Below are 13,942 nucleotides of genomic sequence, written 5' to 3' on the forward strand. Positions count from 1 at the left end.
CGGTAGGCGGTGCCGATCTTCGACGCAGCTGGCCGCGCCGCCGCCGCTGGCGAGACGGTGCGTGGCGCGCTTTTGGCGTTCTTCGACTTCGCCAACGCACCGACCCGCGTGCACGATGGCTTCGGCCCCCTCTCGGCTGGCGGCTACGTCTGGCAGGGAATTGGTGTCCTCGGCGCGGTCTCCGACATCGAGGCCGCAGTCGGCGGCCAAGCGCCTCCGGTGACGTTCACGCTGTCGGGGACCGGCCAAGAGATCCGCGACGACGTGATGAACGCGAAGGAGCGGGTGAAGGGCCGGGCGTGCTCGGTGAGCCTGCAGTTCTTCGGCGACGACCTCGTGGCGCTGGGCAGCCCCTACGTCCTCTATCGCGGGATCATGGACCGGCTCGTCCACCAAGCGTCCGACGTCAACACGTGGACCGCGCAGCTCACCGCCGAAACGCTGTTCGCTCGGCGCGGCCTGCCGCCCTTCGGCAGCCTCACCGACCGCGACCAGCAGCGCCGATTCCCCGGCGATATCGGCTTGTTCATGGTCCCCGCCATGCAGAACCGGAGGCGGCCCTGGAACCCCGCAATTCCCGAGAAATGATCGCCTTCCTGCGTCAGGCGGCGCGCGAACCCTTCGTGTGGGGCGTGTCCGACTGCGCCCTGTTCATGGCGGATTGGGTGCGGATCGCGCGCGGCATGGATCCGGCGGCGTCCCTTCGTGGCCGCTATCGCTGCCACCTCGGCGCGGCGCGCCACATCCGGCGGCTGGGCGGCATTGAGGCCATGGGACGGGCGCTTGCCGCGCAGGCCGGGCTTGCCGAGACGAACGACCCCCGGGCGGGCGACATCGGCCTCGTGAGCGACCCGCTTGCCGGCCCACTCTTCGCCGTGCGGACCGCCATCGGCTGGGCGGCCAAAGGGCCCCGGGGCATCGCCCTCGGCGCCTTCCCCGCCATCGTGGCCTGGAGCGTCTGATGCCTGCCGCGATCGGAGCCGCCATCCTCGCCGAGACCGCGCTCGGCGCCGTCGTCGGAACGGGCGCTCTCGCCGCTTCGGTCGTGGGCTATGCCGTGATCGGCGGCGCGCTCCTTGCGCTGCAAGCCGTGGTCGAGGCGCTGACCCCCGCGCAGAAGCGCAATGACGCTCAGGTCACTGTGCGCCAAGCAATCCCACCGCGTCGAGGTGGGCACGGCCGCGAGAAGCTCGGGGGAGCCATCTTCTTTCTCGACGTGCAGGGCGGCGTACTGACCCGGGGCGTCGTGCATTTCGCCGGACGCCTGTCCTTCATCCACGAGTTCTGGCTCGGCGACATCCACACGAGCCTCGCCCCCCAGAACGGCGGCGTCGTCCCTGATCCCGTGTATCAGGGCAAGATCGCCATCGAGTCATACGTCGGGACCGATGACCAGGCCGTCTCAGCGGCGCTTTCGCGCTACGGCTACTGGTCGCCGGCCGCCCGGCTGAAGGGCCTCGCTTACACCGTCGTCGTGGCGAGTCCGCTGAAGCACGGCGACAAGATCTTCCCCGAGGGCGCGCCCGACGTGCGCCTCGTGGCCGACCTGTCCGCCTGCTACGACCCGCGCGATCCCGCGCAGGACCCGGCGAACGCTGCGACGTGGCGGTGGTCTGACAACGCGGCCATCGTCCTTCTCGACTACCTCCACAGCGACAGCGGCTACGGCATTGCGTTCGCCGAGATCGACCTCGACAGCTTCGTCGCCCTGGCGAATGTCTGCGACGAGGAGGTGCCGCTCCTGCGCCCGAACCCCGACGGAGACACCTCGGAGCCGCGCTACCGCTCCTGGGGCACCTACACGTTCGACGAGGAGCGGGCGACCGTCCTGGCGCGCTACCTCTCGGCCTGCGATGCCGAGCTTGATCAGGACGCTCAGGGGCGCGTCACGGTGCATGGTGGGCGCTGGCAGGAGCCGACCTTCACCATCACCGAGGACATGGTGCTGGGCTGGGACCGATACGAGGTCGGGGATGAGGCCTTCGCGACGTTCAACCGGGTCAAGTTCACCTACAAGAGCCCCTGGCACGACTACCAGCCGGTCGAGGGCGACCCCTGGGACGACGCCGAGAGCCAAGCCGAGATCGGCGTCGTGCCGACCGAGCGGGACTTTGGTCGGGCCCCTTCGCACTCGCAGGGGCGGCGCCTCGCCAAGATCGCAGCGGCCAAGGGCGCGCCGGACCTGCAATTCTCGGGCATGCGCCTCTCGCCCGCCGGGCTTCCGGCCTACGGCGAGCCGACGGTCCGCCTCGTCCTGCCGTCCTTCGGCATCGACGCCACCTTCGCCCCTTCGTCGGGCAAGCTGACCGGACCGTTCAAGACCGAGCCGGTGTTTGATCTCTATTCACTCGACGCCTCGGCTTATGCGTGGTCCCCGATCGAGGAAGGCAACGCGCCGCCGCTGCCGGACGCGAGTTCGCCCGCGCCCGCCCCGATCCCGACCGGGGTGGTCTTTGAGGCCGTCCGCTACACCACCGGGGGGCAAGTCACCGGCCTTTCTGCCAGCTTTACCGCCGATCCGGTTGCGGGGCGCGCTGACCTCGTCCTGATCGGCCGCTTCCGCCCCGCCGCCACCGACGAGTGGGCGGATATGGCCAGCCAGGACGGTGCCGCCATTGCCGGGCCGCTCAACGACGGCCAGGCCTACGAGGCGCAGGTCGCATGGCTGTCGAGCACCTCCATCGGGGACTGGGGGGATACGATCAGCTTCACCGTCGCCGCCGACACGACGCCGACCGGGCCGGCGACCGGGTTCGTCGTCAACGGAGGCGTCGGCCAGGCGAGCTATGCCTTCACGGCGCCGAACGCACCGAACTTCTCCTACGCGCGGCTCTACCGCTCGGCGACCACGAACTTCGCCAATGCGGTGGTGGTGAAGACCTTCAACGGCGCGGCGAACCAAGCCTTCGACGGCACCGACGCCCGCCCCGCCGGCACCTACTCGTATTGGGTGCGGGCCTTCAACGCCTCGGGGTTCGCGGATGCGTCGAGCATCGTCGGCCCGATCACGGTGACGGTGACCTGATGCCGGATCGCGCGTGGAATCCGATCCTCGTCCCGTCCGCGGAGCAGTGGGGGCTGAAGAACGCGACCCGCACGGGCGGCCAATCGTTCTCGGGCGTCGAGCAGCTGAGCGATTCCCCGGCTGCACGCTGGGGCGCTTCGCTCACAATCCCCTGCGGCACGCAGGGGAAGGTGCTCGCCATGCGGGCCGCTATCGCGTTGGGCCGGTCTCAGGTCTGGATCATCGGGCCGGTGGAGACGGCGCGAGCGCCGTGGTTCGTTGATCCGCTGACGGGCGGGCGCATCAGCTACGCGATGGGTGCGGCCGACGCGGCGACGGACCCAGCCTTCGAGACCAACCCCGACACCGCCTCGACGCTCGACTTTCGGGCCGCGGGCCCGGTGGCGATGAACGCCACGGCGATGACGATCCAGCGCAACCGCGGTGGCTTGCTCCAGCCCGGCATGATGTTCTCGATCGGCAACCGCCTACACCTGCTCACCGACCTGCTGACCCCCGATCCAGGCGCAGACGCCGGCTACGCACAGGCGGGCCAGATCGGCGTTGGGATCCGCCCTTGGACGCGCGCCGACTATGCCGCCGGCGCGCCCGTGGAATTCGGGCGTCCGGTCTGCCGGATGCGGCTTGCCTCCGACGACACCGGTGCCCTGCAGTTGCAGCTCAGTCGAACCGGCTCCGTCTCGCTCGATCTGATCGAAGCGCCGTAGCGCTCGCCGCGCCCAACCCCAGAGACCAGCAAAGGACGACCGATGGCCCTCCCAAAGGTGTCACCCGGCTTGCTGCCGGCTGAGAACTATCGACGCTTCAATGGCGCCTTCGACGTCGTTGATGGGCTTTTTTCAGGTCTTCTGTCGACCTCAACGCGCCTGTCGCGTTTGGAGCAGACCACCGGCTCGCGCCTGGGATACGTCGAGACGACCGCCCGATCGCTTCAGAGTTCGGTCTCCACTCTCGCGCTGAACACCGACACCGCGCTGGCCAAAGCCAACGACGTGGTGGCGGTCAATCGAGCGAATGGCCAGCGTCTGTCCGTTCTCGAGGCGCGCCTTCTGGAGACCCGTCTTCAGGACGGCTACGTGCAGATGCGCTTCGCCGGCCTCACTGCGGGCTGGCAGAACCTTGTCCGGCTTGCCGACATCACCGGGCAGCCGGGCGCCAGCGTCGCGGGCCCGGAAGGCGCAGCGGCCGATGTCGCGGCATCTGCTACGCGGCCGGGCGACGGGCCCAGCGGGTTCACCAATTCACTGTCGGGCGGCGATCCTCGCTCGCTCCCGCCGCTCGTGCCTGATGTGGTCCTGACGGCAAACGGCAGGGCGCAGGCCGCGCGCGATGGCGGCGTCGTCGCCAGCCGCCGCTACACGGCGATCGAGCCGGGGCACGTCTACCGCCTGCGCTTCGTCGTCTCTCGCGCCAAGAACCCGACCGATCCGATGGGCGATGCCGTGCGGCTGGCGATCCGTTGGTTCGACGCGGCGCGCAGCCCCATGGAGGGCGCCGATACCATCGTGGTCGACCTGCCGAACCTCGTCTACGCCTCCGGGCGCGTCGAGCGCACGCTCTATGTCGCTCGTGCGACCGGGCCGGCAGTCGATCTCCTGACGGCGGACGGCGCGAAGTTCGCCCGCCCCTACGTCAAGGCGTTCGGCACCGACCAGATCACCGCCGTTGAGGTGATCGAGATGGAGGACGTCACAGATACGGTAACCAGCCTCGTCGAGAAGCTGACCGATCCCGCCAGCGTCCCCGCCGTATCGGCCCGCCTCGACAAGCTGGAGGCGCGCGAATGGATCGCCCAAGGGCTGGCCAGCGGCGGCGGCGATCTCAAGTCAGATCGGACCTTCACCGTCCAAAGCGCCAGCGATGACGAGGCGCAAGATGGCGTAAGGGCGGATGTCGTGATGACGCCCGCCACGACCCGGCAAGCGATCAACGCGCTCACCGCGCTGGCGCAGATCGCAATCCCGGCACTGAACGACACGAAGGCGGTCGCTGACTGGCTGTTCTCGATCAAGGGCCGCACGGATCGACCTGGGCCGCACGTCTTCGACTACATCCAGGGCAGTTATCACGACGCCATTGAGGCTGGCACGAGCACTCAGGACGTGACGGAAGGCCTGCGCGCCTTCGCTGCCTCGCTCGGGTCCGGCGGTCGGGCGTATTTCGGGTCCGGCCAGGACGCGAACCTTGCCAAGGGCGTCTACAACATCAGCGACACGGTCTCGTTCAATCAGGTCGCGACGAGGGTTCGCAGCGCGGCCATGGGCGCCGCCAACATCGTGCTGCGACGAGATCTCGGGCAGGGCGTCCCCGCGATCGAGCTTCGTCAGAAGGCAGTCGGCTACTCGAATGTTGGGTCCGGCGTCGAAGGCCTGCGTGTCGACATGCTCGGACATACCGGCGTGGCGTTGAAGTGCTGGAAGCCATACGACTGCTTCGACATCATCAACGCCTTCTTCGAGAACGTCGCCCCTGGAGACCACGCCGTCGAGATCGTTCCCGACCCGATTTTCGGGCCGACCGACATCTACAGCCAGGGCGTGAACATGCGGAATGTTCTGTCCGCTCACTCCGACCCCAACGGGGCCGCGCCGCTTTATTACATGGAGAGCCTGAACGAAGGCGATTTCTCGCTCGTCAAGGCCTTCGGGTGCTTCCCCGGCAACTTCGGTGGCAACAAGGCGGCCCCCTGCCACGGATTCCATCTCAAGGACTGCAACGGCCTGACGTTCACCAACCCGAGCGCCGCGTTCTGCTTCGAGCACGCCTTCCGCATCGAGGCGACCGGCGGATCCATCTGCCGGGGCATCACCATCGAGACCCCGACGATTGAGGGTGGCCGTGGCGTGCTCCGGACGATCGGCGTCGCCGGCAACGACGACGTGAACCGCGTGCTGGATCTCACCGTGCGCAATCCCCGCAAGGTTTTCCCGAGCACCCAGCATCCCGATGGCGACTTTGCACTCTCGCGGACCCGGTACGGGCGCTTCGAGGTCAAGAACTACACGGTGGTGTGCTCGGAGACCTATCGCAACCGCTTCGAGACCGACAGCGGCAGCTTCGCGATCACGGGGGCGGATCCGAGTGACCGCATCGAATGCCTTCCCGATGTCTTTCCCCGCACGAAGATCGAAGCCTTGCTCGGCGGCCCGCAGGCGGTCGACAAGGGCCAATGGACGGGTGTGCTCTTCAACGTTGAGGCCGGAGATCCGAGTGGGGAGTACGATCCGACGATCCAAGTCTGGACCGTCGCGCAGTACGGGCGCTTCCGCGTTGAGGTCGGCTTGCAGATCCTGCCGGGCAGCGCCGATCCGGGCCAGATCGGTGTCCGCCTGACGCGGAATGGCGTCCCCTTCCGCGACCTGTTCCTGGAGCCGTATTCCTCGACGTTCGGCATCAAGCGCACTCATGCCGCCGAAGTGGATCTGGTGCCGTTCGATCAAATCGCGGTGCAGGTCTACGCGGATATGGGCGCCACGCTGACCCAGAGCGATACTGCGAGCTATCTCCGGGTGACGCCGTTCAATAATGGATACGCGCTTTGACTGAGAAAAATCCTCCAGTTGAGGCCGGGCCGGGCATCATTAGCTACTACACTAAAGTAGAAGTCTATTTTGCGAAACAGATTGCCGCCGCATTGCTTTGCGAAGACGCGGGGTGCTTTATGCAAGGCGATCCAATTCGCGGAGAAATTGCCATAGATGGCAAATTCGATCTTAGGAATGTTGCCCGACGTTTGATCAACAGTCTCGGCGAAAATAATCATCCGGCATAGAAAAACCGCCGATGAACCTTGACACTGCATCGACAAGTGTCGAAAGGGACTCGGTATTTATCGCGCAAGTAAATATATTGCTATCTTTCGTTTGTATCAGGCGGCCATCATAGACAGCCTCGTTGATTAGCAATTCAGCGCTTCCGTCGTTCATTATACCAGCGGCATCGTTTGATCCAATACTAGAATTATTGCGCGTAGCATCTATTGACTTATTTAATTCACTTTGATGCGCCACAGCGTTCCGGAGATCTCTTGAGCCGGGGAAATAACTGTCCATCAGCTTTGTGGCTGCGCGTAATGTGTGATGATTAACGTTTTTTTGTAGAACAGGCGAATTGTATATTGATGAACTGATTTGCTGCATTTTTACTGCAATGTGCTGGACTGTCAGGGCTCCGTCACGGGCCGCGATGGTTTGCCAGATGCTAACGAGGTTCTGCCGTTCATTTGCCTCTTCAAAGTTTGGTCCTGACATCAGGTCCACGCAGCGGATCCATTCCTCGCGCGCAAAATCCATCAGAGATAATGCCCCTTCAAATTCCCGGACATATCTGGCCAGCTCGTTCAGTTGTGTCTGAATTTGCCAAACATGATCTAATTCATCGGGCTTCATCTTTGGTGACTTGATCCTTGGAACTTCTATTATGATAGTCATAATGTGGCGACCCGATCTCTGTTCGCTATGAAATGCTATCCGTAGTTTTCAGTTGGAAGCAGTCGATAGTCCCTGCAGTGTCAGCACGAGCGGTTCAATGCAGCCCGGTCAGCACGATTTCACCATCCGGCGCGGCAACTCAGACATCATCGGGTTCCGCCTGAAAAATCGCAACATCATCACGGGTGAAGAGACGCTTGCGACTCTCGATGGCGCGCAGGTCGTCCTCACCGTGGCTCGCGCCGGGGGCGACGTGATGAAGTCGATAGCGGTCGATGGCGGCCTCATCGTCAACGCGATCACGCGGCTCGTCACATGGCAGATGTCGCCCGCCGACACGCAGGCGTTTCCGCCCGGCGCCTCCACCTACTTGGTCCGCTACACCGCGCCGGACGGCACGGTCAGCGACCGCCTCACCGGCAAGATCATCGCGGAAGGCTGACGGTCGATGGCTGATGTGCTCGAACTCGGTACGCAGGTGCGCAACGTTGGTGGCGTACCCATCGGATCTCAGACTGCTGCGGTGGTCGAGGTTCTGGCGCCTGTCACGGACCTGTCCGTCCAGGCCGCTCTCCTCGCGCTCCAGCAGGCATTGGATGCGCTGGACGAAATCTCGCTCGACCAAATTTCCGACATCACGCTGCCGGGCAAGACCCTGGTGCGCGCCATCGACTATGCCGCGATGCGCCAACTGCTCGGCCTCCGCATCGGTGTCGATGTGCAGGCCTACGACAGCGACCTCCAGGCCCTCGCTGCGGTAGCCGCCCAACCGTTCGGGCTCTCGCTCCTCACAGGCGCCGATGCCGCCTCGGTGCGGACGCTTCTCGCCCTGGGCTCGGCCGCCTCGCTCGCTGCCGGGCAGGCCAATGGCGTGGCCACCCTCGACGCGCAGAGCAAGCTCGCGGCATCGCAGATCCCCGATGCGATCCTCGGCGCCGTTCGCTACCAGGGCGGCTGGAATGCCAGCAGCAACCAGCCGACGCTGCCCGCGCCATCGTCTGCCAACAAGGGCTGGTACTTCATCGTCACCACCGCAGGCTCGGCAAGCCTACAAGGTCCGGCCGGCGCCATCACGGATTGGAAGGTCGGCGATTGGGCCGTCTCGGACGGGACCTACTGGGAGAAGGTCGACAGTTCAGATCAGGTGGTGTCGGTAGCTGGCCTACAAGGGGCAATCACCGCTGCTGCACTCAAGACTGCCCTGGCCATCGCGGCGGCGGACATCACCGACGCATCTGCCAACGGTCGCTCTCTGCTGACAGCGGCGAACTATGCGGCGATGCGAGCTCTGCTCGGGCTGGCGATCGGCACCAATGTGCAGGCTTACGACGCCGATCTCGACGCCATTGCGAGCCTGACGACCACAGCATTCGGCCGAGGGTTTCTCACGTTCGCCGATCTGGCCTCGGCGCAGATCGCGCTCGACATCCAGCCCCGCATCGACAACCCGAAAACGCGGATCCTAGCCTCGCTCTCGGCGGCGCAGACGATCCCCTCCGCCGCCTTCACCAAGATCGCCTTCGCCACGGAGACGTCGGACCGCGACGGGGAGTACGACCCCGCCACCCAGACGTGGACGGTGAAGCGAGCCGGCTCCTACAACATCGAGATCGGTTGCCAGTACAATCCGGCCACGGCCACGGGTGGCCAGATCGTTCTGGTGATCGTCAAGAATGGCGCGCAGTTCAAGCGTATGTTCACCCGCTACAACGCTACGACGTTCGGCACGCAAAGCGTGAGCAGCGCGATCCTCGACCTCGCGGCAGGCGATCAGGTGTTCCTGCAGTTCTACGCCGACATGGGCGCGACCCTGCCGAACGATGCCACGCAGAATTACCTGAGCGTCACCCCTGTGGTCGCTCAATACCCGGCAAGCTGACGTTATCCGGCATCGGTCTTTTCGCGTGCCGCGTGCACGACGCGACCGTAGGTGGCCGCGATTTCATCGGCCGCCTCCTTGGAGAGATCGGTGATGACAAGCCCTGGGAGGCAAAGGCTCCAGAGGCCATCCTCGCCTTGCGACATTGAGATGCTGCTCATGTGCGTCTCCACAATCGACATCTGTCGGTCACCCGACCGCGAATGCAGTCAAGCCAGTTGCGTGCCAGCCACGTGCTGGCTCGCAACCCGCCGCTTCCAACTATCGATAACGAGGTGACGGCCTTGCCGATCCCCCATGCTCGCGCGGCGTTCTTCGCCGCCCTTCTGCTTTGGCCGATCAGTGCGCATGCCACGGCCGCGCATCATCGCCGCCCCACCTGCGTCGAGGTCCGTGACCCCGGCGTTGGCACGTATCGCATCTGCGCCCCGGCTCCGGGCCGCCACTGATCCCACCCCCATCGTGAGGACGACATGACCGTTGCTGTCACGTCACGTGCTTCCATGAGCGTCCTTGGCGGACCATTCTGACGGTGCGCCATGAGACACCGTAGGTCGCACCGATCTGCTTGTAGGTCCGGTTATCGGTGCGGATGGCCCTGACGGCACCCTCATCCAAGATCGCGTGAGGGTACTTTCGCCCGACTGCAAACCGTTTTTTAGCGATAGCGTCCTGCATATTCATGTGGCGATTGCCGATGAACAGATGATCCGGGTTCACGCAACTCGGGTTATCGCAGTGATGGCAGACATCGAACTGCTTGGCATCACATCTGCGGTAGATCAGCATCGCCGCGCGATGTGCGAGTACGCTCTGCCGCGGGTACGGCCAGTTGAAGCGCCCATACCCTGCACGGTTCAGGCACGCCTGCCACACCCAGCAGCCTGACGCCGCATCAAGCGTCCACTTTCCATCGAAGGTGGAGCGAACCTCTTTGAGGTCCTTCGGAAGATAGATATCATCTACGGCAGCCATGCCGGCCTCCCAACAGGTCGTTGTGGTCAGGCCCGAGATAGTTTTTGCCGAACTCTCTCGGGCCGCTCGTAATCTATCGAACGAAGGCCTCTCAATCAAATACTGAGAGGCCAAAACAATGGACATCCAATCAATCCAGCGCGCTCTCCTGGCGCGCGGCTATGACCTCGGGAAGGCCGGGGCGGATGGCATCTGGGGCCGCGCATCTATCGCGGCGGCGAAGGCCTTCCAGAAAGCCAGCAAGCTGGAGGTCGATGGCGTGGTCGGCGAGAAGACGCTCGCCGCCCTCGGCCTCTCGACCGCAGCCGCGCCGGCCTCGCCGCCGCCTGTCTGGATCGAGCTCGCTCGGACCAAAATGGGGCTCAGCGAGACGCGCAACAACGCGGAGCTGAAGGCCTTCCTGAAGAGCGACGGCAATACGCTCGGCGACCCGGCGAAGCTGCCCTGGTGCGGCGACTTCGTGGAGACCTGTGTCGCGCTGACCCTGCCCGACGAGCACATGGTGGCGAACCCCTACTATGCGCTCAACTGGCTCAAGTTCGGCCGCGAGTTGAAGGAGCCCGCAGTCGGCGCTGTGCTCGTCTTCAAGCGGACCGGCGGCGGCCACGTGGGCTTTTATGTCGGCGAGCGGAAAGACGCCTACCGGGTGCTCGGCGGCAACCAGGGCAACAGCGTCTCGGAGACGTGGGTGCTCAAGTCCCGGTGCGCCGGCATCCGCTGGCCGGAGACCGCGCCTCTACCAACCGCCGGCCGCGTAGCCAGTGCTGCCGCTGGCGCCGTGTCCACCAACGAAGCCTGACGCCGTGTGCCGGCATCAGCGATACGCCCGGGCCATCATCGGACGCATCCTGACCGTCATCGTCCTCGCGGCGCTAGCCGTGATGATCGCCTGTCTCGCGCCGTCCCTGGCGCCCTGAGACCCGAGCCGGCCGGGACCGCCGCGCACTCTTACAAATTCGAGGTTCAATTATGCACGCTCGCATGTTCGCGGCGCTGGCGCTCGCCTGCGTCTGCTCTCCCGCCCTGGCCGCCGCCGGCACCGAATGGCCCACCCTCGGCTATCAGATGGTCACCGTCGTCTTCATGGGCCTCGGCCTGATCGGCGCAGTGCTGCTGGTGGCGAAGATCTTCGCCCGACGCGACATCTCAATGCTGGTGACGCTCGCCGTCGTCGGCCTCGGCGTCCACCCCGCGCTCGCGCAGGATGCAGCGGCCGCGTCCCCGGGCGTCACCATCCCCTACGGCCAATGGATCGTGGACTTCGGCCCGCAGCTCGCCGGCTGGGCGGCGACCGCCCTCGCGGGCGTCGCATCCTGGGCCATCGCCAAGTGGGCGCCCTGGGCCTCGTCCATCGCCACGCAGCAGCGGATCCAGATCGCCGCCGAGGCCCTGGCGCAGTACGCGATCAAGGCCGTGCCGAACTCGCTGAAGGACGGCAAGGTCACCGTCGAGGCGGGACCGGCCGTCATCGCCGCCGCCGTGCAGCGGGGCGTCAACGTCCTGCCCGGCCGCGTCGTGGACGCGATGATCAAGGGCGGCGGCATCTCGTCGATCGTCTTCCGCGTCCTCGACCTTGAGGAGCACGCCGACGAGAGCACCGTGCTGCAGCCGGCGATCAAGGCGCTCCAGGCCGATCCGAAGCTCGCGAAGGCGGCATGATCTCGCTGCCCATCTGGGCGACCGCGCTCATCAGCTTCGGCGTGAAGCTGGTGACGCAATGGCTCGCCAACCTGCGCGCCGAGCAAGCCCTGCGCGATCTCGGCGCCAAGACGCAGGCGACGGAATCGACCACCGCCGCCGAGGGGCAGGAAGCCCGCGCGCGAGCCGCCGCCGAGGCCGCTGCGGACGGGCCCGACGATCCCCGTGACCTGTTGCCGGAGACCAAGGCATGACCTGCATCGGCTTCGCCCTCGGCCTCGCCGTCCTGCAATGCGACCTGCCGACCCCGGCCGTGCCGGTCGCCCGGTTCTGCCAGGTGATGCCGGCCCCGATCCGGTACGCCGCCACCGACGACGCGCGCACCCGCCGCCAGCTGCGCTCGCTGAACGCCGCGTGGCGCGCCACCTGCGGGAGCCGCTGACCGGTGACGGGCGTCGAGATCGCAGCACTTCTAAAGGATTACGGCCCCTGGGGCATCTGTGCGCTGCTGATCGTGGCCGTCGTCTATCTGCACAAGGGCTGGCAGGCCTGCCAGGAAGCGCGAGTCATTGACGGTAGGCTCGCCACCGAAGCCCTGACCCGGCAGGCCAGCACGAACGCCGAGATCGCGACCATCGCCGCCGGTCTCCGCGAGGGCCAGACCGAGATGATGCGAGTCGTCGCTCTGCTGCAGCGGGACAACGAACACGGCGATGATCGCACGCAGGACATGATCAAAGCCCTGACGGACGCCGTGACTTCGGTCGAAAGGCGTCTGGAACAGGTCTGTCGCGGGGGGCTCCGATGATATTGCGGAGGCTCAAAATGCTGCTCGACCGCCTGATCCCGTCAAGGTGCAGCGCAGAGAGCGATGCCCTCCGGCGCGCCTCCGAACTTCACGCCATCTCGTCCCTCGCTGTCGGCAACGAGGCACGGAAAACCGAGCGCCGCGTGAACGATCTCCGCGTCACCGCTAACGCAGCCGAGCGACGCCGGAACGAACGGATCGACACCCTCAACCAGTTGCTGGAACGGGACCGATGAAGGCGTTTCTTCAGACGAGACTGGTGACGCTGTTCGTCATCCCCAACCTGCTCTTTGCATTCGGGCTTTGGGCTCTTGGTCCCGAGGACATGATCGAGTGGCTGAACGCGGCCATCGTGGCGCTCGCGGCGGGTGTGTGCGTCGCCTACTTCACCACCACCCGAGACATCCTCCTGGGTCGCCTACCGCTACACAAGGTGCACTGGCTCGCGCTGGGCATCTTCGTCTCGTGGGGCGGCACGCAGATCGGCCGGTGGTGGTCCATCGCGTGGCGCTGGCTTGGCATGCCGCCCTGGCTCGCGAATTCCTGGGTGGTGGCCTACGGCCTCTTCCTCGTGGCGTGCGGCGCCTACTTCCACCTGATCGCTGACGAGGCGATCGGAGAGGAGCGGGTTCCCCCTCGACGATGGATCCGTTGGGGCGCCATTGTCGCCGCAGCCGTCTTCCTGATGGTCGTGGCGAGCTTCGTGGTCGACAGCTACTCGCAAGCGGGCTTCACACCGCATCTGTTCGGCTGAGCCGACCCGATGCCCTGCCCGCCGCCTCGCCCCGATTGGGGCGTCACCTTCATGCTGGGGCTGCTGATGTCGGCCTTCGCCCTGACCATCGGTGTCGTGTGGGGCCAGAAGACCGGGCCGCCGAAGAACTGGATGGAGGTGGATGAGCCACCTGACCCGCCCGCCGACCCGAATGCATGACAGTGCCCGCCCGGCAGCCGCCGAGGCGGGTTTTCTGCGTTCCTGCCTTGCATCCCGCGAAGTGGTCGCGGCGCGGCGCCAGCCGTATACCTTCGTCTCCTCCCAAGGGACTTCTCGCCCGCCCGGCTCAGCCGCGGCGGGCTTTTTCGTGCCCGGTCCCGGCGCGGGACCACACGAAATCGCGTCCGAGACGTCCCGCTAACCGGCCTCGCCCATCCTTAGCCCGTGCCGCAACACGTAGCCGGCCAACGCT

19 protein-coding genes are annotated in these 13,942 nt (G+C 65.7%); 16 read left to right on the plus strand and 3 right to left on the minus strand.

Annotation, left to right across the window (positions count from 1 at the left end):
- The first annotated feature begins 9 nt into the window (after window positions 1-9).
- The 6 genes from AAHF99_RS05680 to AAHF99_RS05705 are packed head-to-tail and all read left to right on the plus strand — an operon-like array spanning window position 10 to window position 6,797.
- Entirely contained in the window at window positions 10-588 is a 579-nt protein-coding gene (locus AAHF99_RS05680; protein WP_342163081.1) for a hypothetical protein, read from the plus strand.
- Entirely contained in the window at window positions 585-962 is a 378-nt protein-coding gene (locus tag AAHF99_RS05685; RefSeq protein WP_342163082.1) for a DUF6950 family protein, read from the plus strand. Before AAHF99_RS05680 ends, AAHF99_RS05685 begins: the two co-directional genes overlap by 4 nt.
- Window positions 962-3,025, plus strand: a complete 2,064-nt coding sequence (locus AAHF99_RS05690; RefSeq protein ID WP_342163083.1) for a phage tail protein — start codon at window positions 962-964, stop codon at window positions 3,023-3,025. Before AAHF99_RS05685 ends, AAHF99_RS05690 begins: the two co-directional genes overlap by 1 nt.
- Complete coding sequence (locus tag AAHF99_RS05695; RefSeq protein ID WP_342163084.1) at window positions 3,025-3,732, plus strand: hypothetical protein; 708 nt, start codon at window positions 3,025-3,027, stop codon at window positions 3,730-3,732. The genes AAHF99_RS05690 and AAHF99_RS05695 overlap by 1 nt, the downstream gene beginning before the upstream one ends.
- Before the next feature lie 42 nt (window positions 3,733-3,774).
- Window positions 3,775-6,567 (plus strand): hypothetical protein, encoded by a 2,793-nt coding sequence (locus AAHF99_RS05700; protein ID WP_342163085.1) that lies wholly within the window; start codon window positions 3,775-3,777, stop codon window positions 6,565-6,567.
- Window positions 6,564-6,797: a hypothetical protein gene (locus tag AAHF99_RS05705; RefSeq protein WP_342163086.1), complete on the plus strand. Its 234-nt coding sequence runs from the start codon at window positions 6,564-6,566 to the stop codon at window positions 6,795-6,797. Before AAHF99_RS05700 ends, AAHF99_RS05705 begins: the two co-directional genes overlap by 4 nt.
- On the opposite strand, the gene AAHF99_RS05710 is transcribed toward AAHF99_RS05705, so the two are convergent.
- Window positions 6,763-7,413, minus strand: coding sequence for a hypothetical protein (locus AAHF99_RS05710; RefSeq protein WP_342163087.1), 651 nt, complete (start codon window positions 7,411-7,413; stop codon window positions 6,763-6,765). The two genes, AAHF99_RS05705 and AAHF99_RS05710, sit on opposite strands and share 35 nt — an antisense overlap.
- Window positions 7,414-7,552: 139 nt before the next feature.
- Here AAHF99_RS05710 and AAHF99_RS05715 point away from each other — a divergent pair, with 139 nt between their 5' ends.
- A complete protein-coding gene (locus AAHF99_RS05715) occupies window positions 7,553-7,897 on the plus strand; it encodes a hypothetical protein (RefSeq protein WP_342163088.1) in 345 nt (114 codons plus the stop codon).
- Window positions 7,898-7,903: 6 nt separating this feature from the next.
- Window positions 7,904-9,334: a C1q-like domain-containing protein gene (locus tag AAHF99_RS05720; RefSeq protein ID WP_342163089.1), complete on the plus strand. Its 1,431-nt coding sequence runs from the start codon at window positions 7,904-7,906 to the stop codon at window positions 9,332-9,334.
- A 2-nt stretch (window positions 9,335-9,336) separates the two neighbouring features.
- On the opposite strand, the gene AAHF99_RS05725 is transcribed toward AAHF99_RS05720, so the two are convergent.
- Together AAHF99_RS05725 and AAHF99_RS05730 are read right to left on the minus strand one after the other, a co-directional pair.
- The gene (locus tag AAHF99_RS05725) at window positions 9,337-9,495 is read right to left on the minus strand and encodes a hypothetical protein (RefSeq protein ID WP_342163090.1); all 159 of its coding nucleotides are present in this window, start codon (window positions 9,493-9,495) and stop codon (window positions 9,337-9,339) included.
- 325 nt (window positions 9,496-9,820) lie between these two features.
- Window positions 9,821-10,309 carry an HNH endonuclease family protein gene (locus AAHF99_RS05730; RefSeq protein WP_342163091.1) on the minus strand — a complete coding sequence of 163 codons (489 nt, stop codon included), beginning with the start codon at window positions 10,307-10,309 and terminating at the stop codon, window positions 9,821-9,823.
- A 118-nt stretch (window positions 10,310-10,427) separates the two neighbouring features.
- On the opposite strand from AAHF99_RS05730, the gene AAHF99_RS05735 reads away from it, so the two are divergent.
- The 8 genes from AAHF99_RS05735 to AAHF99_RS05770 all read left to right on the plus strand — a co-directional run bounded on the left by AAHF99_RS05735 (window position 10,428) and on the right by AAHF99_RS05770 (window position 13,689).
- Window positions 10,428-11,108 (plus strand): NlpC/P60 family protein, encoded by a 681-nt coding sequence (locus tag AAHF99_RS05735; protein ID WP_342163092.1) that lies wholly within the window; start codon window positions 10,428-10,430, stop codon window positions 11,106-11,108.
- A gap of 170 nt (window positions 11,109-11,278) precedes the next feature.
- Window positions 11,279-11,968 (plus strand): hypothetical protein, encoded by a 690-nt coding sequence (locus AAHF99_RS05740; RefSeq protein WP_342163093.1) that lies wholly within the window; start codon window positions 11,279-11,281, stop codon window positions 11,966-11,968.
- On the plus strand, window positions 11,965-12,201 hold the full coding sequence (locus AAHF99_RS05745) for a peptidoglycan-binding protein (RefSeq protein WP_342163095.1): 237 nt from the start codon (window positions 11,965-11,967) through the stop codon (window positions 12,199-12,201). The genes AAHF99_RS05740 and AAHF99_RS05745 overlap by 4 nt, the downstream gene beginning before the upstream one ends.
- Window positions 12,198-12,389, plus strand: a complete 192-nt coding sequence (locus AAHF99_RS05750) for a hypothetical protein (protein ID WP_342163096.1) — start codon at window positions 12,198-12,200, stop codon at window positions 12,387-12,389. The genes AAHF99_RS05745 and AAHF99_RS05750 overlap by 4 nt, the downstream gene beginning before the upstream one ends.
- A 3-nt stretch (window positions 12,390-12,392) precedes the next feature.
- Window positions 12,393-12,755 carry a hypothetical protein gene (locus AAHF99_RS05755; RefSeq protein WP_342163097.1) on the plus strand — a complete coding sequence of 121 codons (363 nt, stop codon included), beginning with the start codon at window positions 12,393-12,395 and terminating at the stop codon, window positions 12,753-12,755.
- 17 nt (window positions 12,756-12,772) lie between these two features.
- Window positions 12,773-12,991 (plus strand): hypothetical protein, encoded by a 219-nt coding sequence (locus tag AAHF99_RS05760; RefSeq protein ID WP_342163098.1) that lies wholly within the window; start codon window positions 12,773-12,775, stop codon window positions 12,989-12,991.
- On the plus strand, window positions 12,988-13,509 hold the full coding sequence (locus tag AAHF99_RS05765; RefSeq protein ID WP_342163100.1) for a hypothetical protein: 522 nt from the start codon (window positions 12,988-12,990) through the stop codon (window positions 13,507-13,509). The genes AAHF99_RS05760 and AAHF99_RS05765 overlap by 4 nt, the downstream gene beginning before the upstream one ends.
- Window positions 13,510-13,518: 9 nt before the next feature.
- Window positions 13,519-13,689, plus strand: a complete 171-nt coding sequence (locus AAHF99_RS05770) for a hypothetical protein (RefSeq protein ID WP_342163102.1) — start codon at window positions 13,519-13,521, stop codon at window positions 13,687-13,689.
- Window positions 13,690-13,942 lie beyond the last annotated feature (253 nt).

Origin of the sequence: Methylobacterium litchii, from assembly GCF_038442315.1 — a bacterium.
GTDB classification, from domain to species: Bacteria; Pseudomonadota; Alphaproteobacteria; order Rhizobiales; family Beijerinckiaceae; genus Methylobacterium; species Methylobacterium litchii.